Origin of the sequence: Aquimarina sp. TRL1, from assembly GCF_013365535.1 — a bacterium.
In the GTDB taxonomy this organism is placed as follows: Bacteria; Bacteroidota; Bacteroidia; order Flavobacteriales; family Flavobacteriaceae; genus Aquimarina; species Aquimarina hainanensis.
The window spans coordinates 1,893,472-1,912,927 of record NZ_CP053590.1; the positions used below are offsets into that span (position 1 = coordinate 1,893,472).

Genomic DNA, 19,456 nt, shown 5'->3' on the forward strand with positions numbered 1-19,456 from the left:
ATAACTGACGGCAAAACAGCTGTGTTTTTTATAGTGTTTGATGAAAAAAAACAGTAAATTACTTAGACTAATAAACCTCTTAAAACACAATGAAAGGAATTGTATATGTGAGTCAAGCTGTTGATCAGTTTACTCCGGAACAACAGAAAGAATTATCAGATATGGCATCTGGTATGAACGAACAACACGGAATAAGTGGATATCTGTATTATGAGAAAGGGTATTTCTTGCAATACATAGAAGGAGAAGAAAAAGAAATGGATCAGTTGTTTGAAAATATTTCAAACGACAAAAGGCATAAGCTACTAAGTTTCCAATCTATAGATGGGATAGAAGAAAGGAAATTTCCATCCTGGCATATGCATCGATTGACAAAAAATTCCCTAATCCAGATAAAAATGGAGAATATTCTAATGGACTATTTGCAATATCATGAGAAAAATAAAATACAAGGGTATAATAGCTCCAGAATAAATGAAGACCACATTTGGGAAATGGTAAATAAACTATCTCAATTCAGAAATAAACTAATGTATTATTAAGCTAATTCAGTAAACCTACTCGATAATCGAGACTCAAGCTGTATGAGGGTTTACCCAACTACCTTTGTTTCTATATAAATGTATCGTACTTAGATTGATGTGATACGGCATAGAATATCTATCAGGCAATACGGATATAAATAGTTTGTCTGATAGGTGTATAAAGGTCTTAGATTTTAATGCAGTACTTCGAAGTTGTTAATGTAATGTTTGGCAATCGTTTTTAATTTAGAGAGTTCCAAAGGTTTTTCTATGTAATCGAATATTAATGTATTGTCTAAGGCTTTTATTCTGTCTTTGCACCAGTTAGAGGTAGTAAGGAACACAACAATCATATCTGCTCTTACTTTTTTCTTGATTTTGGAATAGTGTTCCAGAAATTCGAAACCATCCATTAACGGCATATTAATATCCAGAAAAATAATGTTAGGACGGGGGAACTTTTTAGAAGAGTGTTCTTCAGAAAATTTCCCTTGTTTTAATAAAAAATCAAGTGCTTCAATTCCATTAAGTGCCTCGTATACTTCATTAGCAATATCTGCTACCTGAATTAGCTTCTTGTTAAAAAAATTAGTAGAAGGACTATCGTCTACTAATAAAATACAGTTTACCTTTTTCATGTTTTATTAGTTTTTAAAATAGTAAAATAAAAGGTAGCTCCCTTTTCTTTAAGAGATTCTACCCAAATATTTCCTTTATGATTATCAATAATTCGCTTGCAATTTGCAAGACCAATGCCTGTTCCTTCATATTCATTTCTTCCATGTAGGCGTTTGAATACTTCAAAAACTTTTTTATGATTCTTAGGGTCGATTCCTATCCCGTTATCCTTGACATGAAATTTCCAGAATGACTTTTCCTTTTTGTATCCAATGTCAATAATGGAGGTGTTTGGGTTTCGGTATTTAATGCTGTTAGATAATAGGTTTTGGAATAATTGTCTTATTTGTATTTTGTCACATATTATAGTTGGTAGTTTCTTTATATTAATGATAGTGTTGTTTTCTGATATTGGTTGTTGTAAATCATCTAAGACTTCTTTCATAAGTATATTGAGATCCACAGCTTCAAAGGTTAATGATTTGTCATCCAATTGAGAGTAAACGAGAAGGTCATTTGTCAACGTAATCATTCTATTAGATGCATTTTCTATAAACTCCAGATATTTATTAGCTTCTTCATCAAAAAGATCTTCATATTCAGATTTAAAGAGCCCTGTAAAATTAGTAATGGTTCGTAAAGGTTCTTTTAGATCGTGGCTGGCTAAGTAAGCAAAACGTTCCAGTTCTTCGTTTAATTCATTGAGTTTGTGTTCAGCCTTTTTTCTGTAGTCGACATCCATGAGTGTTCCTACGATTTTCTGAACTTGCTTTTTATGATTTAGTAAAGCCTGTGCATTGATCAGAAACCATCGATATCCGTCTTTTTTGGTTTTTATTTGAACTTCTTGTTTGAATAAATCCCCGTTTTTGATATGATTTTCTAATCCTTTTTCAAAACTTGTTAACTGATTAGGGTGGATTAATTTTCTGAGAAATGTAAAATTTGATGGCGTTTCATTAATGGAATATCCTAATAGTTTCTGGAATTCTTCTGACCACCAGGCAGCATCAGTTTCAGGGTTACTCCATTCCCAGAGACCTGCTCCTGATCCCATAATTGCTAACCTAAAGCGTTCTTCACTTTCTTTTAGTTGCTGTTCCATGTCTTTTGCCTTAGTGATTACATTCGCAATTCCTAAAATGCTGTTTACACGTCCGTCTTCTTCTTTTTCATTTAATTTATCAGTACATAAAATCCATATATACTCAGGTTTTTCTTTTTTTAAAACCCGGTATTCGATTTGGAAAGTTTCTTTTTCTGTTATATGCTTTAATTTTGCATAATGATCAATAACCTTTGGATAATCATCTGGGTGAATGATTTTTTCTAGGAAATGATTCCCCAGGGAGCTGATATCATCAGGAGTGTATCCTGCTTCTGTCCATATACTGCCACTACTGTAAATATACTGATCATTATGAGGGTCGTAAATATATATGATGGCAGGATTGGCATTCATAATATGTGTTAGGAAATCGTTGAGACGCTCCTTGTCATACATGATAGACTTTATATTGTGAATATTGATAAAGTTTACTACAGCTCCTCTAATGGTGTCCCCATGGTATTTATAAGGCACAATCTCCATCATAAACCAGATTCCTTTAGCATTTTGAACCTCTTTTTTATAAGGTTCATGAGTTTCTATAACAATCTTGGAAAATTCAGCAAGGTTATCGCCTCCTAATGTTCCCGAAAAATGGTGAATTGGACGACCGATATCTTCAACCCTCAGTTGAAAATGCTCATTGATTAATGGGGTAAACTTTCTTATTTTTAATTCTTTGTCCAGGAATATAGTTCCAATATTTGTGTTTTTTACCAAATTCTCAATATCGGAGTTGAGTTCCATAAGCAAGGTGTTCTTTTCTTGTAGTTCACCATTGACTGTATGTAATTCTTCGTTGACAGATTGAAGTTCTTCATTGGTGCTTTGAAGTTCTTCATTAGACGCCAATAATTCTTCATTAGTCACTTGCATTTCTTCGTTGGAAGTTTCCAGTTCTTCTATAGAAGCTTGTAGGCTTTCTCTGGTTTCTGTAAGTGCCTGTTCTAATTCATCCACTTCTTTTTTCTGAGAAAACCTGAGATCTATGGATTGTTGCTTTTCTTTTGCAGTGACTTTTCTGTGAAGTTCTTCGATAAATGTTACAATAAAAACAGGGTTGTTATCAGTCATTGTTTTTATAGATTGAATGACTATTGAGACTACTTTTATTTTGTTTCGCTGAATAAGAGTTACCTTTTTTTTGCAGGTAGTTTTTTTGCTGGACAGTAGTTTTCTAATACTGGTAAGAATGGGAACACTATAATCGTTAGAGAGCATTTTGAGCAGATTGCTAGAAAACCCTTCTTCAGGAAAATGAAGGTATTTTTTTACTTCTCCAAATGCCTGGATAATTTCATAATTTTTATCGACACATATACTTACTGTTTTTGTTTCGTTGATTAAGGTTTGATTAATCAACTTTTCTATTTTATCAGTAAACGGACGCTGAATTCTATTGCTTGGAGATTTTTTCAGATCATCTTTATAGATTCTCCAGTTTTCTTTGGTATTCGCTGAGGTGATTTCAGGACTTATTGTTTTGTAGAATATTTTCCATTTAGTGTCTGTTTTGTCAAAATTTTTATCGAGTAAACCAAGGCTTTCAGAATTACCTAAGAAAAGGTATCCATGTTGATTAAGAGCGTAATGAATATTAGTTAATACTTGGTTTTGAATGTTGTTCTCCATATAGATAAGCATGTTTCTACAGGAAACAAAATCAACTTTGTTAAAAGGAGGGTTGTTTAATATATCGTGTTTGGAAAATATAATATTCTGACGGATAATCGGAGATATCTGATACCCGTTATCTTTTTTTACGAAATAATTGTCTATTCTTTCTTTAGAAACTTCGTGCTCGATATTGTGATAAATCCCTTTAGAGGCGGTATTGATAGAACGTTGATTAATATCAGTGGCAAAAATTTTATATCCAATTGAATTGATCTTTTTTGCTCGGAAATACTCTTCAAATAAAATGGCTAAAGAATAAGCCTCTTCTCCTGTAGAACAAGCAATGACCCATATTTTAATTTGGTCGCTGTTTTTATCTTTTAATTTCTTGCTAACAATTGCCGGAATTACTTTCTTTTGAAGGATATTAAAAGCTTCTTTGTCCCTAAAAAAAGAAGTAACGCCTATTAAAAATTCATGTGCTAAAATAAATTTTTCTTCGGCATCATTTTTTAATAGTTCAATGTACTTTAGAGTAGAAGGGCTTTTTGTAATATTGATACGTTTGGTTATACGTCTAGATAGGGTTGGTTTTTTATAAAAAAAGAAATCGTATCCAATATGGTTTTTTAATATTTTGAGAATAGTTACTAGAAAATCTTCCTCTCCTTCATTTATAGAGGAAATATCATGATGTGTTTTAAGGTTTTGGACATAAGACACTAATTGTTCGGGAATTTCTTTGACAGGCAGTATAAAATCACTTAGTCCATTCGATATTACACTCATGGGCATTCCATCGAACTTCGAATCTTCAGGTGTTTGGACAAATAATGTACCTCCAACTTCTTTAATGGCTTTGGCTCCTTTTGTGCCATCAGAACCTGTGCCAGAAAGGATAACTCCAATTGCCTTTTCTTTTTGATCTTCTGCTAATGACTTAAAAAAAATGTCAATAGAAAAGTTCGCCAGATTGGAAGAAGATCTGGCGGTTAACCAAAGCTTTTTGTTTTTGATAATAATATTTTTGTTTCCAGGGATAAAATAAATATGGTTAGGTCTCAAAACATCTCCTTCTTCTATCTCACTAATAATCATATTGGTGTGCTTGGATAGTAGTTCTGGCATTACACTTTTATAATCAGGAGATAAGTGTTGGATGATGACAAAGGAAAATCCTGTGTTCTTAGGGCAGTTGTTTAAGAATTTTTGTAACGCATTTAATCCTCCGGCAGAAGCTCCTATGCCAATAATAGATGTAGGTTTCTGGGTTGTATTTTCCTTTGTTTCAAGGATTTCTTTTTCCATGGAAAAAATTTAAATTAGTGTATTGAGTTCAGAATGTGGAGTTTGGTATTTTAATTTAAGGAAAAATAGGAGTCCTAAAAACAGGTAAAACTATCTGTTTTTTATAATTAGTAACTTGTTATTTTATAGGTGTTAAGGTTTTTGTGTACTCAGAAGAAGTTTTTATGTCTTTTTTGGTGTTTTGCAAAATCTGAAGGACAACCAAAGAATACAATAAGGTAATTTTTAGCCAATAAAAAGACAGAAGGAAGAGGAGTTAGAACATGTCGAAATTATGCAGTACAGTATAATGCTAAAAATACTGCCACGCTGATATAATGATATCAACATGGCAGGGGATGTATTTTAATTTTTTAGAATTTAAGGAATGTAGTGTATTCTTTTGATGGGCTTTTTAATATCCCATTTTCTCTCTAACTCGATTTAATACCTCATTTGCTATTTTAGTAGCTTTTTTAGCACCGATCTCCAATGCTTCGTCAATTTCATTTAGATTATTCATATAGTAGTCATAGCGTTCTCTAGGCTGTTCGAATTTGGTGATCAGTAATTCGTATAAAGCTTGTTTTGCATGACCATACCCATAGTTTCCTCCGGTATAGTTATTTCTCATTTCAGCGATCTCTGCAGGAGAGCCTAAGAGTTTATATAGTGAAAACACATTACAAGTATCAGGATCTTTAGGTGCTTCAAGAGGAAGGCTGTCGGTTTCTATAGCCATAATTTGTTTTCGCAGTTTTTTGTCTGGTAAAAACAAATTGATGATATTTCCTTTGGACTTACTCATTTTAGAGCCGTCAGTTCCGGGGACATACATTGTTTCTTTTTGAACCTGTGCCTCTGGAAGAACAAAGATTTCTCCTACTTTGTTATGTATTCTAGAAGCCACATCTCGCGTAATTTCCAGGTGCTGTAATTGATCTTTCCCCACAGGAACGATTTCTGCATCATAAAGTAGAATATCGGCAGCCATGAGCATAGGGTAGGTAAATAATCCTGCATTTACATCTTCGAGCCTGTCTGCTTTATCCTTGAATGAATGGGCAAGCGTAAGCCTTTGATATGGGAAGAAGCAATTTAAATACCAAGATAGTTCTGTTACTTGTGGAATATCACTTTGACGATAAAATACACTTTTTTGAATGTCTAGTCCAAAGGCAAGCCAGGTAGCAGCAGTGGAATAGGTGTTTTCTCGCAGTGTTTTAGCATCTTTTATTTGGGTTAAAGAGTGCATGTCTGCAATAAACAGGAAAGAGTCATTTTCTGGTTGGTTAGATATTTCAATAGCCGGCATAATAGCTCCCAGAATGTTTCCTAAGTGTGGAGTTCCTGTACTTTGTACGCCTGTTAGAATTCGTGACATAATATATTTTGGTTTCGCGCAAAGGTATATCTTTTGTTCAGATAGCTCAAATCAATTATGTATTTTTGAAGTTATGGTAATTTTAAAAAAGATAATCATCCTGTTTTGGAGGATCTGGTTTTATATAATGATGGGGGTTCCTATTATTATAATGTTTCCTTTATTATTATTGTTTACTTCCCGGGATCAGTGGTATCCTTATTTTTTTGTTTTGGCTAGATTTTGGGCAAAAATTGTACTTTATGGAACAGGTTTTTTTCCTAAGGTAACCAGAGAAGCTACCATCGATAGAAAGAAAAGCTATATGTTTATAGCCAATCATACTTCTATGGCTGATATTATGTTGATGTTGTATTGTGTGAAGAATCCTTTTGTTTTTGTAGGAAAAAAAGAATTGGTGAAAATTCCTGTATTTGGTTTTTTTTATAAGAGGACTTGCATTTTGGTGGATAGAGGTAGTCAGAAAAGCAGGAAAGAAGTTTTTGTTCAGGCGCAGGCACGATTGCAGTCTGGAATTAGTATTTGTATTTTTCCTGAAGGAGGAGTGCCTGATGATGAGCGTGTAATATTGGACGTGTTTAAAGATGGGGCTTTTCGATTGGCAATTGATCACAAGATTCCGATATTACCATTGACATTTTTTGATAATAAGAAACGATTTTCTTATACGTTTTTTAGCGGGTCACCAGGGGTGATGCGAGCTGTTGTTCATAAAGAAATTCCTACGAACACTCTTTCTTTAGAAGATAAGAAAGTATTAAAAGAAGCTTCCAGATCAGTAATCCTACATGCTTTGGAGAGTGACCAGAAAAGCCTGTTGGGGGGTACTGTTTAAAAAGAGAAGCTTACTCCGGTATATACTCCAAAATAATAGGGTTTGAAATCTTCTGCATTGCTATTAAAGCCATTAATTTGATATTTGAAAATGGGTTCCAGATTAAGTAAAAAGTGCTTAGATAGTTTATAGTCCAGCCCTAGTCCCAGATTGCTACTATAGCTAATGTCGTTGATGTTATTAGCTTTTCCGATATTCGTTTCAAAATCTCCTGAGCTGATAGAGATGCTATTATCATCTAAGAAAAGAGAGCTAAATCCACCAATCAGATGAATTCCTATTTTTTGATCCGTAAGGGTGTATTTTAACTCTATAGGGATTTCTATATATCGTATGTTCTGATTCAGTAACCCAGGATTTTGTTTAGAAAATATAAAGGCTTCACCATCCAGAGATATAGGAGAAGGAACCGGCGTTTTTATATCAGAAACAACAATTGCATTTGCGTTTGGTGCATAATCAATACTTTCCAGGTTGTTTCCTATTATCGCAGGAGAGTATCCTACGTTTTCTGTGCCATATCCCAACGTTACCTTATTGACACCGGAACGGATGCTTAATTTTTTATTTATTTTATAAGCCACTTGTACTCCATAGCTGATGTTGATATCACTACTTTTGTTATTGTCTGCAAATTCTGGATCTATTGAAGAGCCATTGCCAACAGAACCATAATATACTGGCGCAGCATTAGGGGTTACACTCCATTTCTTATAAGGTTTTTCTGATGTTTTTTTAAGGTTAGTTTCCTTTTCGGTAATGGCATCAAAAATTGACTTTTTAGCAGGCTCTTCTGTAATGAAAGCTGAGATTTTTTCTTTTGGAGTGGAGGAATCTTCAATGTCTTTTTTTGTGCTGTTTTGAGCAATATTTTCCTTCAGATGAGCATCGTTGTTTTTAAAGGTAAAAGTATTTTTTTTACTTTCAGGGGTAGGGATATGCTCGGGAGTATCTGGTATATGAGTCTCTGGTTTTTTCGAAATATTTTTTTGATGAGCAAGAAGTGGTTGTGCGCTACGAGTTTTCGAAGAAATGGTATGAGTGTTAGAAGGGGCAGATTGTAGTTCTGCTGTTTGAAACTCCCTCTGGGTAGGGGGTGTACTTTTAGACTCTATGGATGTGCCTTTTTCACTTGCGATAGCAGTGTTAGAAGAGGTGTTTTTTATTTTTTCTACGGGATTGTCGTTTGAAAGTTTTTCTTCAGATGAGGTGTTGTCAGTTTTCTGAACAGGAGGTTCATTAACGACAATATGTTGTGTAGGGGCTGCCGGATTTTCTTTTGAGATACTTATTGATACGATTATAGCAATAATCGCAGCAACTCCAGCGATTTTGAACCAAAGAGGAACAACACGTCTTTTTTTGCGCTGATGTTGTTGAACTTTGATTCTTTCCCAGACAGCAGGGTCAGGAGTAACTTCAAAATCTTTGAATTTTTCCTGAAATAATCTATCTATGTTTTTTTTATCTTTCATCTCCTTTCTTCAACTTGTTGAAGCTTTAGTTTTTCAATAGTTTCTATTTTGTCTTTTAATATATATCTGGCTCGCGCCAGGTTAGATTTTGAAGTTCCGGTAGAAATGTGTAACATCTCGGCAATCTCTTTATGAGAATATCCGTCTAATACATATAGATTAAAAACGAGTCTATATCTATCAGGTAACTCTTGAATAATCTCTAATAAATAGTCTAGAGAGATTTCTTCTTCATCAATTTCTATTTCGATATCTTCTATTTGTTCTTCATTAACGATCTCAAGTACTTTTTGTTTTCTGTACTGTTGTAAAGCTATGTTGATCGTAATTCTTTTCAGCCAACCTTCAAAAGAACCTTTGTTTTTAAACTGACCAATTTTATCAAAAATAGTAATGAAAGCATCTTGTAATATGTCCTCTGCAGCAGTGTAGCTACTGCTGTATTTAAGACAAATAGAAAACAGTTTGCTGCTATACAGTTTGTATAGCAGCTCCTGTGCTCTTGGGTCTTTCTTTTTGCATTTTTGTATGAGTTGGTCTATACTCAATATTCTTATTTTTTAATTAGGTTCTTCTTGTACGACAGGAACCTCGACTGTCAAAAACTGATTTTTTCCTGCAGCATCTTCTCCTTGCCAGAATTCGAATATGTATGATTTTTCTCTTCCGGCAATGAAGTCAAAAGAAACCGTTGTGGTGTCTTTCTTAGGAAGTGTGTCACATGCTCTTTCGTTAAAAACAATATTGACAATAGATACCGTTCTTTTGTTCTCAGATCTTCTATAATCATATCCACTAAATGTATGACATGTGGTAGGACGAAAGAAGGATGTTTTTATTTTGTATGTTTTTCCTGTTACAAACGCTTCCGGGATATCTACAGATTCAACAGGAACTAATTCGTAGAAAAAACTAATGTTATCATCGTCTTCTACACAACCTAAAAATATACTCACAGTGAGTATTATTAACAATATGCTTACCTTTCTCATAAAACTTTTTTTCTTCATTGCATGTTTTTTTCATTAGATGGAAGTAAGCAAAATGGGTTGCGTATAAAGTACAAAAAAAACCCGAATCTTCGGGTTTTTAGTATTTTAAGAAAAAAGAAATTAGCCTTTTGCGATTGTGATTGCTTCTTTGATTTTTTCTTCGAGCTCTTCCATTAATTCGGGGTTGTCATTTAGTAATGATTTTACGGCATCCCGACCCTGACCAAGTTTAGTGTCTTGGTAGCTAAACCAGGATCCACTCTTTTTTACGATTTCATAATCCACTCCTATATCGATAATTTCTCCGTTTTTAGAGATTCCTTCTCCATACATAATATCGAATTCTGCAGTTCTGAAAGGAGGGGCTACTTTATTCTTTACAATTTTAACTCTTGTTTTATTACCGATGACTTCGCTATTACTATCTTTTATCTGAGTAGACCTCCTAATATCCAGACGAACAGAAGCATAAAACTTTAGTGCGTTTCCTCCGGTGGTTGTTTCCGGATTTCCAAACATAACTCCAATTTTTTCACGAAGCTGGTTAATGAAAATTACAGTACAATTCGTCTTACTGATAGAACTGGTTAATTTCCTTAATGCCTGAGACATTAATCGGGCATGAAGCCCCATTTTAGAATCTCCCATTTCTCCTTCAATTTCGCTTTTGGGAGTAAGCGCAGCTACAGAATCCACTACAATAATATCAATTGCTCCAGAACGTATCAGGTTATCTGCGATTTCGAGTGCCTGCTCTCCGTGATCGGGTTGAGAAATGATTAAATTATCGATATCAACTCCGAGCTTCTCTGCATAAAAACGGTCAAAAGCATGCTCCGCATCAATAAAAGCAGCAATTCCCCCGGCTTGTTGAGCCTGTGCAATTGCATGAAGAGTTAAGGTTGTTTTACCTGAAGATTCAGGTCCGAAAATCTCAATCACTCTTCCTCTTGGATATCCTCCGACACCTAAGGCTAAGTCTAAGCCCAGAGAACCAGTAGATATTGTTTCAACTTCCTGGATGGCACTGTCTCCCATCTTCATTACAGTTCCCTTTCCATAGGCTTTGTCTAACTTATCCAGTGTTAGTTTTAATGCCTTTAATTTCGATTCTTTTTCTTTTTCAGTGCTCATGCGTTTGCTTCTTTTGAATTGATGTTGGCTAAAATACTACAAGTTTTTTGTATCCCAATTTTTTCATTCAAAGGATATGTCTGAATTTATCAACAATTCAAAGAAAAAATATTTTTATTCTTTGTACGCAACCAATTAAGTAGAGTCGCATCTTATGGGTATAAAAGCAATTTTGAACAAATTACAATTCCTTGATAGCGCATTATGAAGTTTGTTAAAACAGTTGCAAAGCAACATGTAGGAGAATCTGTCATCACGGCTGTCAGTTATTGTATAGTTGAAGGAGGCTAGCTTCGTTAGTTTAATATTTTATCGTAAGAAAAATTAAATTAACGAATTAGCCAAAAAAAGCGTTCTATGTGATCACATAGAACGCTTTTTTTATAGAAAACACCCTCTCTCTTATTTTAAATAAATCTATATTACAGGTAGAGGTTTGTAAGAAAGTAGTATTTCTGGCATTTATACAGTTAGTATTTGTATTTTTGCAAAAATATTTTCTTTAAAAACTTAAAATAATAGTATAGCATGCAACTGTACAATAAATTAAGCGCTAAAGAGAGAGCAGCCATTATAGACGAAGCTGGAACAGAACGCTTGACGTTGTCTTTTTATCAATACGCGCAGATTGGAAATCCTGAAATTTTTAGAAACCATCTTTATATTGCTTGGGATGACCTGGATGTATTAGGTAGAATATATGTCGCTTATGAAGGAATTAATGCACAGTTATCTGTGCCTGCTCCTAATTTTTTAAAGTTCAAAGCACATTTGGATAGTGTTTCTTTTCTGAAAGATGTCCGTCTTAATATTGCTAGAGAACAGGATATGAAATCCTTTCTAAAATTAAAAGTGAAAGTCCGGAAAAAAATTCTGGCTGATGGATTGAATGATCATACTTTTGATGTAACAAACAAAGGAGTACATGTCGGAGCAAAAGAGTTTAATGAGCTAATAAGCAGAGAGGATACCGTTCTGGTAGATATGAGAAATCATTACGAAAGTGAGATTGGGCATTTCAAAGGAGCGATTACCCCGGATGTAGATACTTTTAGAGATTCTCTGGATATTATAGAAGAAGATCTTAAAGAACATAAAGAAGACAAAAACCTGGTTATGTATTGTACCGGAGGAATTCGATGCGAGAAAGCCAGTGCGTATTACAAGCACAAAGGATTTAAAAAAGTTTTTCAGTTAGAAGGAGGGATTATAGAATATGCGAGACAAGTAGAAGAAGAAGGGTTGGAAAACAAGTTTTTGGGAAAGAACTTTGTCTTTGATCATAGAAGAGCAGAACCCATTTCTGATGATGTTATTTCTAATTGTCACCAATGTGGAAAACCTTGCGACACGCATGTGAATTGTGCTAATGAAGCCTGTCACTTATTGTTTATTCAGTGTGAAGATTGTGCAAAAGCAATGGACAGTTGTTGCTCTAATGAGTGCAAAGAAATCAATAGTCTTCCTTACGAAGAGCAAAAAGCTCTTAGGAAAGGAAAGATGAATAGTAATAAAATATTTAAAAAAGGACGTTCAGAAGTGTTGAAGTATAAGCAGTGATGCTAAAATATTTTGAAGACTGTGGTTCGTAAAATAATTCTTGTATCTTTATCAGTAAAGATTGTAAGAGAAAAATAAAATTTCAGATCAAATTAAGAACCGTTTTTGCAATGAGAAATCATTGGCAAATAGCAATATAGAAAGAGATTATGGGCTGTAGTAGTTGTTCCTCTAAAAATGACGGACAACCAAGAGGGTGTAATAATAATGGTACCTGTGGTACCGATGGATGTAATAAACTAACAGTTTTTGACTGGCTGTCAAATATGGCGTTACCGAATGGTATGGAGCTGTTTAACTGTGTCGAAATACGTTTTAAAAATGGAAGAAAGGGATTTTATAAAAATATAGATAACCTTTCTTTAAGCATTGGCGATATTGTTGCTACGGAGGCTTCTCCGGGACATGATGTCGGTGTTGTATCCCTTGTTGGTGAACTGGTGAAAATCCAGATGAAAAAAAAGAAAGTTCAGGTAGGAAGCGAAGAGGTAAAAAAAATATATAGAAAAGCTTCTCAAAAAGATATAGATATATGGCAGAAAGTGCGAGCCAGGGAAGAGGCTATGAAAGTCAAATCCAGAGAGATCGCTATCCGCCTTCAATTGCAAATGAAAATCTCTGACATTGAATTTCAGGGAGATGGATCCAAAGCTACCTTTTATTATACGGCAGAAGAAAGAGTTGATTTTAGGCAATTGATTAAAGAGTTTGCACACGAGTTTAATATCCGAATTGAAATGCGTCAAATTGGGTTTAGACAGGAAGCTGCGAGACTCGGAGGTGTTGGTTCTTGTGGTAGAGAACTATGTTGTTCTACTTGGCTTACAGATTTTAGGTCTGTTAATACCAGTGCAGCGCGATATCAGCAATTATCACTCAATCCTCAAAAGTTGGCAGGGCAATGCGGGAAACTAAAATGCTGCCTTAATTACGAATTAGATGCGTATATTGATGCCCTGAAAGATTTTCCTAGAACAGAAACAAAATTACAAACAGAAAAAGGAGTGGCAGTATGCCAGAAAATTGATGTTTTTAAAGGATATTTGTGGTATGCGTACGAAGGGGAGTGGATGAATTGGCATAAAATCTCCGCAGAAGATGCAAATGAAATTGTTCAGGCAAATAATAATAAGGAAAAAGTAGCAAGTCTGGAAGAGTATGCTTCTGATTTGTTAGAGGATACTAAAGTTGACTTTGAAAACGTTGTAGGACAAGATAGTTTGACCAGATTTGATCAGCCAAAACGGACAAGAAGAAAAAACCGGTCAAAAAATAAAAGAAAGCCTGTGCAAAAAAAAGCTCAGGAAAAGAAAACGCAGGAAAAGAAAAAGAATACGAAAGGAAATGTTGCTTCCAAAAAGAAAGTAGACAATAAAGCTGCTAAAAAAACGAATAACCAACAACGCAATAAGAAACGAAAACCGCAGAAAAGAAATAATGATAAAGTGTAAGCTGTTTATCTTAGCCATTGTTTTTATAAGTGTAGTTTCATGTGACAATAACAGAGTGTTTGATGAATATCAAACACTGCCTGCTAGCGTTTGGAAAAAAGATAAAACACTTACATTTGTTATCCCAAAACTAGATTCATTACAACCCTATAATTTATTTATAAATATCCGTAATAATGATGACTACGAATACAGCAATCTGTTTTTGATTAGTGAAATGAAATTTCCAAATGGAAAAATTATTAAGGATACACTAGAATATCAGATGGCGGCTCCAAATGGTAATTGGTTGGGAACAGGCTTCTCAGATCTTAAAGAAAGTAAGCTCTGGTATAAAGAGCAGGTTAAATTTCTGGAGGATGGAGACTATGAAATCTCAATACAACATGCTATGAGAAAAAACGGAGAGGTGTATGGGGTTGATGAACTACTGGGAATAACAGAAGTAGGATTTAGAATAGAATTCGCAATAAACCATTAATTATATGTCAAAAACACCACCCAAATCAACAAAAAAAGTGGCAAAACCTTCCAGTACCGGTACTATTAAATATATTAAGTGGTTCTGGATTGTTTTTATTCTGGGGATTAGTTCGGTGATTTTATTATTTCTTTTAGCAAGTTGGGGAGCTTTTGGAGATATGCCGAGATTTGAGGAATTAGAAAATCCTAAAAATGATTTGGCAACGCAGATCATTTCTTCTGATGGCGTTCAGATAGGAACTTTTTTTGAAGAAAACAGAACTCCTATAGAGTTTAAAGATTTGCCAACACATCTTACAGAAGCTTTAGTTGCTACAGAAGATGCACGATATTATGAGCATTCGGGGATTGATGCCAGAGGTACGCTAAGGGCAATTGTGTATTTAGGAAAGAATGGAGGAGCAAGTACAATTACACAACAATTAGCGAAACAGCTTTTTCACGGAACAAGAACAAAAGGATGGAGACGATATACTCAGAAAATTAAAGAATGGGTAATTGCTACCAGACTGGAGCGTCAGTATACCAAGGATGAAATTATGACGATGTATCTGAATAAATATGATTTCCTGAATCAGGCAATTGGTATTAGTTCTGCCTCGAGAATTTATTTTAATAAGAGTCCAAAGGAATTAAAAAAGGAAGAAGCTGCAATGCTTGTGGGGATGTTGAAAAACTCCGCATTATACAACCCTTTGAGAAGACCTGAAATGGTAACAAAAAGAAGAAATGTAGTGCTATCTCAAATGGAAAAATATGGATACATAAATGTAGCAGAAAAAGATAGTTTACAGCAATTACCATTGGGGATAGATTACGCCCCGGAAGGGCATTCCGATGGATTAGCAACCTATTTTAGAGAATTTGTAAGAAGCTGGATGAAGAAATGGGTGCGAGATAACCCAAAAGGAGAAGATGAAAATGGTCCGATACTATATGATATATACAGGGATGGGTTGAAAATTAATGTAACGATTGATTCCAGAATGCAGAAATATGCAGAAGAGGCTGTAAAAGAGCATATGTCTAATTTGCAAAAAGAGTTTGATAAACAGGAGAAAAGCAATAAAACAAGTCCTTTTAGAGATCTTACAACAGAACAAATAGACGGGATCATTAACCGTGCGATTAAAAACTCTGCCAGAAGAAGAGCGATGTTGGCCGAAGGAAAAAGTGAGGAAGAAATAAAAGCTTCTTTTGATAAAAAGACTAAAATGAAGGTGTTTTCCTGGAAGGGAGAGGTTGATACTATTATGACACCGAGAGACTCGATTCGATATTATAAAGGTTTCTTAAGAGCCGGAATGATGTCTATGGAGCCGCAAACAGGGCAGGTAAAAGCCTGGGTTGGAGGAGTAGATTACAAGCATTTTCAATATGATCAGGTGTATCAGGGAGCACGTCAGGTAGGATCTACTTTTAAGCCTTTTGTGTATGCTACAGCAATAGATCAGTTAAAGCTTTCTCCTTGTGATACCATGCCGAGATCGCAGATTACGATTCCTGACGGATCACATGGGGTTGTGGGTAAAGATTGGATTCCTAAAAACAGTGATGGTAAGTATGAAGGGTATATGACTTTAAAAGCTGCACTTGCTAACTCGGTGAATACAATATCAGCTCGTTTACTAGATCGAATTGGTCCGGAACCCATTGTGCGATTAGCTCAGAAGATGGGAGTGGAATCAGAAATTCAGGAAGTAGCTTCTATTTGTTTAGGATCTGTAGATCTGAAATTATCAGAGATGGTTGGTGCTTATAGTACATTTGCTAATCAAGGGATTTATACAAAACCGGTAATGATTACTAGTATTGAGGACAAGAACGGAACTATTCTATATCAATTTGTGCCCGAGACGCAAGATGTAATCAGTAAAGATGCAGCTTATGTAACTGTGAACCTGATGGAGGGGGTAACTCAGTCAGGATCAGGGGCGAGACTTCGTTCAGGACCGTCAAACAGATATGACTACAAAAATGTGATCACAGGATATCCGTATCAATTCAGAAACCCGATAGCAGGAAAAACAGGAACTACGCAAAACCAAAGTGATGGATGGTTTATGGGAATGGTACCTAATCTATGTACAGGAGTTTGGGTTGGAGGAGATGATCGGGCAACCCACTTCAGAAGTACTTTATTTGGACAGGGAGCAGCGATGGCGCTTCCTATTTGGGGATTGTATATGAAAAAATGTTATGCCGATGAATCATTAAAAGTATCCACAAAAGCATTTCCAAAACCAAAGGATCTGAGTATAGAGGTTGATTGTAAGGAGTTTAGAAAGAGTATCCAAAAGGATGATGACTCCGGAGATGAGTTTGGATTTTAATCGATGTGTTTTTTGTGATGAGATATATGGTCTGTAAAGGCTAAAGTGATGTAATTTTTAGTACTTTTAGAGTGCTAAAATTAGAACACTATGATTCGAAAAACAGTAAGTGGGGTTACTGAAGCCGTTGCTGGGATTGAAGATAATATGACTTTAATGCTGGGAGGTTTTGGTTTATGTGGTATTCCGGAAAATGCAATAGCAGAATTAGTAAAACGAAATGTAAAAGGATTAACCTGTATTTCTAATAATGCAGGGGTTGATGATTTTGGATTAGGTTTATTACTTCAGGAGAGGCAAATAAAGAAGATGATTTCTTCTTATGTGGGGGAGAATGATGAATTCGAAAGACAGATGCTGAGTGGAGAACTGGAGGTAGAGTTAATCCCTCAGGGAACACTGGCAGAACGTTGTCGCGCAGCTCAGGGAGGGTTTCCTGCGATTTATACTCCGGCAGGTTACGGTACAGAAGTAGCCGAAGGAAAAGAAACGAGAGAGTTTGATGGGAAAATGTATGTTTTGGAACATGCTTTCAAAGCAGATTTTGCCTTTATTAAAGCATGGAAGGGGGATGAAGCAGGAAATCTCATATTCAAAGGAACAGCAAGAAACTTTAACCCTTGTATGTGTGGAGCGGCTAAAATTACAGTGGTAGAGGTGGAAGAACTGGTGCCAGCTGGAACATTAGACCCTGATCATATTCATATCCCAGGTATTTTTGTACAGCGTATTTTTCAAGGAGAAAAGTATGAGAAAAGAATAGAACAGCGTACAGTGCGAAAAAAATAATCCCATATTGATTTTCAGACAGTGTTTTATCATTTTTTATAAATTTTAAAATTCACAAATCATGGCAACATTAAGACTGGGTGATGAAGCACCCAATTTTGTAGCTCAAACAACACAAGGCGAAATCGATTTTCATAACTGGCTAGGAGATAGTTGGGGAGTTTTGTTTTCGCATCCTGCCGATTATACCCCGGTTTGTACAACAGAATTAGGAACAGTGGCTAAATATGCAAAAGAATTTAGCGATAGAAATGTAAAAGTAGCTGCGCTGAGTGTAGATGGACTGGAAGATCATCACGGATGGATTAAGGATATTAACGAGACGCAACAGACAACGGTTGATTTTCCTATTATTGCAGATGAAGAACGAAAAGTATCAGAATTATACGATATGATTCATCCCAATGCAGATAGTAAAATGACAGTTCGTTCTGTTTTTGTTATTGGTGCAGATAAAAAAATCAAATTAATTATTGTGTATCCCGCTTCTACTGGTAGGAATTTTGATGAACTATTACGTGTTATAGATTCATTACAATTGACAGCCTACCATAAGCTGGCTACGCCTGCAAATTGGAAACACGGAGAAGATTGTGTTATCTCTCCGGCCGTTTCTAATGAGGAAATACCAGCATTATTTCCTAAAGGGCATAGAGAGGTGAAACCTTATTTGAGATATACGCCTCAGCCTGATTTAAACTAAAGAAAATTTATATGCCTCTTGTTTTAGATAGACAAGAGGCGTTTATTCTCCTAAAAACAAATGATATGTTAGACAAAATAGGAATAGCAAAACGCATCGCAAAAGAAGTGCAAGATGGGTATTACGTTAACCTGGGAATAGGAATTCCTACTTTAGTAGCTAATTATGTTCCTGAAGGAATAAATGTAGAATTTCAAAGTGAAAACGGAGTTTTGGGGATGGGACCCTTTCCGTATGAGGGGGAAGAAGATGCTGATATTATTAATGCAGGTAAGCAAACAATTACAACCTTGCCAGGAGCGTCTTTTTTTGACTCCTCTACAAGTTTTGGAATGATTCGGGGGCAACATGTCGATCTTACAATTTTAGGAGCAATGGAAGTGGCTGAAAATGGAGATATCGCCAATTGGAAGATTCCCGGAAAAATGGTGAAAGGAATGGGAGGAGCGATGGACTTAGTGGCAAGTGCCGAAAATATCATTGTAGCGATGATGCACACAAATAAAGCAGGGAAATCCAAACTGCTAAAAGCGTGTTCTCTACCATTGACAGGAGTGAGCTGTGTAAAAAAAGTAGTGACTAATTTGGCTGTTTTGGAAATAGAAAATGGGAGTTTTAAGCTGTTAGAAAGAGCTCCTGGAGTTAGTGTGGAAGAAATCAAAAACGCAACAGAAGGAAATTTAGTGATTGAAGGAGAAATTCCGGAAATGCAGCTTGATTAAAATAAAGAAAAGGAAATTACGTTTTCTGTAAAAGTGCTTATTTAGTAAATATGTAAATAAAAGACTACAATTAAAATTAAATTGACGAATACTTAAAGTGATACTTTAACGGTAAAACCATAAGTGTTGATTTTAAATGTTAAAATTATGTGTATTTTGTCGATTTTTTGTGTTTTTTAACGTGTTTTGAATATTTTTTTTGCAACTTAGGATGCGAAAAATTTGAAAATCAAGATAAAAACACCCATACATATTAAATACTAAGTTTAACCCCCCTTATTATTGCACTTAATTATGAAAAAGCAATTTAATCGTCTTCAAAAATCAGTAAAACCTACAATGGACTTTATTTCTAATTGTATGTACTTGGCTAAAAAAGTATTTTTGTTGATGTAAAAAAAAATTAAAGATTGTTGCTACAATTATCCCAAATCAGCAATG

General features: G+C 35.0%; 16 protein-coding genes. 9 read left to right on the forward strand and 7 right to left on the reverse strand.

Translation table 11 applies throughout. The features are described 5' to 3' along the window. Positions 1 to 89 precede the first annotated feature (89 nt). Entirely contained in the window at positions 90 to 542 is a 453-nt protein-coding gene (locus HN014_RS07680) for a BLUF domain-containing protein (protein WP_176028299.1), read from the forward strand. Positions 543 to 718: 176 nt separating this feature from the next. Here the strand turns inward: HN014_RS07680 and HN014_RS07685 are convergent, their stop codons facing one another. The 3 genes from HN014_RS07685 to trpS form a co-directional block, all read right to left on the reverse strand. Beyond that, positions 719 to 1,162: a response regulator gene (locus HN014_RS07685; RefSeq protein WP_176028300.1), complete on the reverse strand. Its 444-nt coding sequence runs from the start codon at positions 1,160 to 1,162 to the stop codon at positions 719 to 721. After that, positions 1,159 to 5,175: a chemotaxis protein CheB gene (locus tag HN014_RS07690; RefSeq protein ID WP_176028301.1), complete on the reverse strand. Its 4,017-nt coding sequence runs from the start codon at positions 5,173 to 5,175 to the stop codon at positions 1,159 to 1,161. The genes HN014_RS07685 and HN014_RS07690 overlap by 4 nt, the downstream gene beginning before the upstream one ends. A gap of 394 nt (positions 5,176 to 5,569) precedes the next feature. Then, complete coding sequence (gene trpS, locus HN014_RS07695; protein WP_176028302.1) at positions 5,570 to 6,538, reverse strand: tryptophan--tRNA ligase; 969 nt, start codon at positions 6,536 to 6,538, stop codon at positions 5,570 to 5,572. A 151-nt stretch (positions 6,539 to 6,689) separates the two neighbouring features. Between trpS and HN014_RS07700 the strand changes: the two genes are divergently transcribed. Continuing rightward, complete coding sequence (locus HN014_RS07700) at positions 6,690 to 7,373, forward strand: lysophospholipid acyltransferase family protein (RefSeq protein ID WP_368660072.1); 684 nt, start codon at positions 6,690 to 6,692, stop codon at positions 7,371 to 7,373. Here the strand turns inward: HN014_RS07700 and HN014_RS07705 are convergent. The 4 genes from HN014_RS07705 to recA form a co-directional block, all read right to left on the reverse strand. After that, a complete protein-coding gene (locus HN014_RS07705; RefSeq protein ID WP_176028304.1) occupies positions 7,370 to 8,848 on the reverse strand; it encodes an outer membrane beta-barrel protein in 1,479 nt (492 codons plus the stop codon). The genes HN014_RS07700 and HN014_RS07705 overlap by 4 nt on opposite strands. Continuing rightward, positions 8,845 to 9,396, reverse strand: coding sequence for an RNA polymerase sigma factor (locus tag HN014_RS07710; RefSeq protein ID WP_176028305.1), 552 nt, complete (start codon positions 9,394 to 9,396; stop codon positions 8,845 to 8,847). Before HN014_RS07710 ends, HN014_RS07705 begins: the two co-directional genes overlap by 4 nt. Positions 9,397 to 9,408: 12 nt before the next feature. Next, positions 9,409 to 9,858: a hypothetical protein gene (locus HN014_RS07715; RefSeq protein ID WP_176028306.1), complete on the reverse strand. Its 450-nt coding sequence runs from the start codon at positions 9,856 to 9,858 to the stop codon at positions 9,409 to 9,411. A gap of 102 nt (positions 9,859 to 9,960) precedes the next feature. After that, a complete protein-coding gene (recA, locus tag HN014_RS07720; RefSeq protein WP_176028307.1) occupies positions 9,961 to 10,974 on the reverse strand; it encodes a recombinase RecA in 1,014 nt (337 codons plus the stop codon). Positions 10,975 to 11,502: 528 nt separating this feature from the next. Between recA and HN014_RS07725 the strand changes: the two genes are divergently transcribed. The 7 genes from HN014_RS07725 to HN014_RS07755 all read left to right on the forward strand — a co-directional run bounded on the left by HN014_RS07725 (position 11,503) and on the right by HN014_RS07755 (position 19,015). Further along, complete coding sequence (locus HN014_RS07725) at positions 11,503 to 12,534, forward strand: rhodanese-related sulfurtransferase (RefSeq protein ID WP_176028308.1); 1,032 nt, start codon at positions 11,503 to 11,505, stop codon at positions 12,532 to 12,534. 149 nt (positions 12,535 to 12,683) lie between these two features. Next, the gene (locus HN014_RS07730; protein WP_176028309.1) at positions 12,684 to 13,985 is read left to right on the forward strand and encodes a regulatory iron-sulfur-containing complex subunit RicT; all 1,302 of its coding nucleotides are present in this window, start codon (positions 12,684 to 12,686) and stop codon (positions 13,983 to 13,985) included. Then, the gene (locus HN014_RS07735) at positions 13,972 to 14,466 is read left to right on the forward strand and encodes a gliding motility lipoprotein GldH (RefSeq protein ID WP_176028310.1); all 495 of its coding nucleotides are present in this window, start codon (positions 13,972 to 13,974) and stop codon (positions 14,464 to 14,466) included. The genes HN014_RS07730 and HN014_RS07735 overlap by 14 nt, the downstream gene beginning before the upstream one ends. A 4-nt stretch (positions 14,467 to 14,470) precedes the next feature. Then, the gene (locus tag HN014_RS07740; RefSeq protein ID WP_176028311.1) at positions 14,471 to 16,801 is read left to right on the forward strand and encodes a penicillin-binding protein 1A; all 2,331 of its coding nucleotides are present in this window, start codon (positions 14,471 to 14,473) and stop codon (positions 16,799 to 16,801) included. Between the two features lie 90 nt (positions 16,802 to 16,891). Then, positions 16,892 to 17,590, forward strand: coding sequence for a CoA transferase subunit A (locus HN014_RS07745; RefSeq protein WP_176028312.1), 699 nt, complete (start codon positions 16,892 to 16,894; stop codon positions 17,588 to 17,590). 61 nt (positions 17,591 to 17,651) lie between these two features. Next, positions 17,652 to 18,293 (forward strand): peroxiredoxin, encoded by a 642-nt coding sequence (locus HN014_RS07750; RefSeq protein WP_176028313.1) that lies wholly within the window; start codon positions 17,652 to 17,654, stop codon positions 18,291 to 18,293. A 65-nt stretch (positions 18,294 to 18,358) separates the two neighbouring features. Continuing rightward, positions 18,359 to 19,015 carry a CoA transferase subunit B gene (locus HN014_RS07755; protein WP_176028314.1) on the forward strand — a complete coding sequence of 219 codons (657 nt, stop codon included), beginning with the start codon at positions 18,359 to 18,361 and terminating at the stop codon, positions 19,013 to 19,015. Positions 19,016 to 19,456: the final 441 nt, after the last annotated feature.

Bases quoted from the DNA above. Each gene is read 5' to 3' on its own strand.
- HN014_RS07680 (WP_176028299.1), top strand. From the start codon at position 90: ATGAAAGGAATTGTATATGTGAGTCAAGCTGTTGATCAGTTTACTCCG.
- HN014_RS07685 (WP_176028300.1), bottom strand. From the start codon at position 1,162: ATGAAAAAGGTAAACTGTATTTTATTAGTAGACGATAGTCCTTCTACT.
- HN014_RS07690 (WP_176028301.1), bottom strand. From the start codon at position 5,175: ATGGAAAAAGAAATCCTTGAAACAAAGGAAAATACAACCCAGAAACCT.
- trpS (WP_176028302.1), bottom strand. From the start codon at position 6,538: ATGTCACGAATTCTAACAGGCGTACAAAGTACAGGAACTCCACACTTA.
- HN014_RS07700 (WP_368660072.1), top strand. From the start codon at position 6,690: ATGTTTCCTTTATTATTATTGTTTACTTCCCGGGATCAGTGGTATCCT.
- HN014_RS07705 (WP_176028304.1), bottom strand. From the start codon at position 8,848: ATGAAAGATAAAAAAAACATAGATAGATTATTTCAGGAAAAATTCAAA.
- HN014_RS07715 (WP_176028306.1), bottom strand. From the start codon at position 9,858: ATGAAGAAAAAAAGTTTTATGAGAAAGGTAAGCATATTGTTAATAATA.
- recA (WP_176028307.1), bottom strand. From the start codon at position 10,974: ATGAGCACTGAAAAAGAAAAAGAATCGAAATTAAAGGCATTAAAACTA.
- HN014_RS07725 (WP_176028308.1), top strand. From the start codon at position 11,503: ATGCAACTGTACAATAAATTAAGCGCTAAAGAGAGAGCAGCCATTATA.
- HN014_RS07730 (WP_176028309.1), top strand. From the start codon at position 12,684: ATGGGCTGTAGTAGTTGTTCCTCTAAAAATGACGGACAACCAAGAGGG.
- HN014_RS07735 (WP_176028310.1), top strand. From the start codon at position 13,972: ATGATAAAGTGTAAGCTGTTTATCTTAGCCATTGTTTTTATAAGTGTA.
- HN014_RS07740 (WP_176028311.1), top strand. From the start codon at position 14,471: ATGTCAAAAACACCACCCAAATCAACAAAAAAAGTGGCAAAACCTTCC.
- HN014_RS07745 (WP_176028312.1), top strand. From the start codon at position 16,892: ATGATTCGAAAAACAGTAAGTGGGGTTACTGAAGCCGTTGCTGGGATT.
- HN014_RS07750 (WP_176028313.1), top strand. From the start codon at position 17,652: ATGGCAACATTAAGACTGGGTGATGAAGCACCCAATTTTGTAGCTCAA.
- HN014_RS07755 (WP_176028314.1), top strand. From the start codon at position 18,359: ATGTTAGACAAAATAGGAATAGCAAAACGCATCGCAAAAGAAGTGCAA.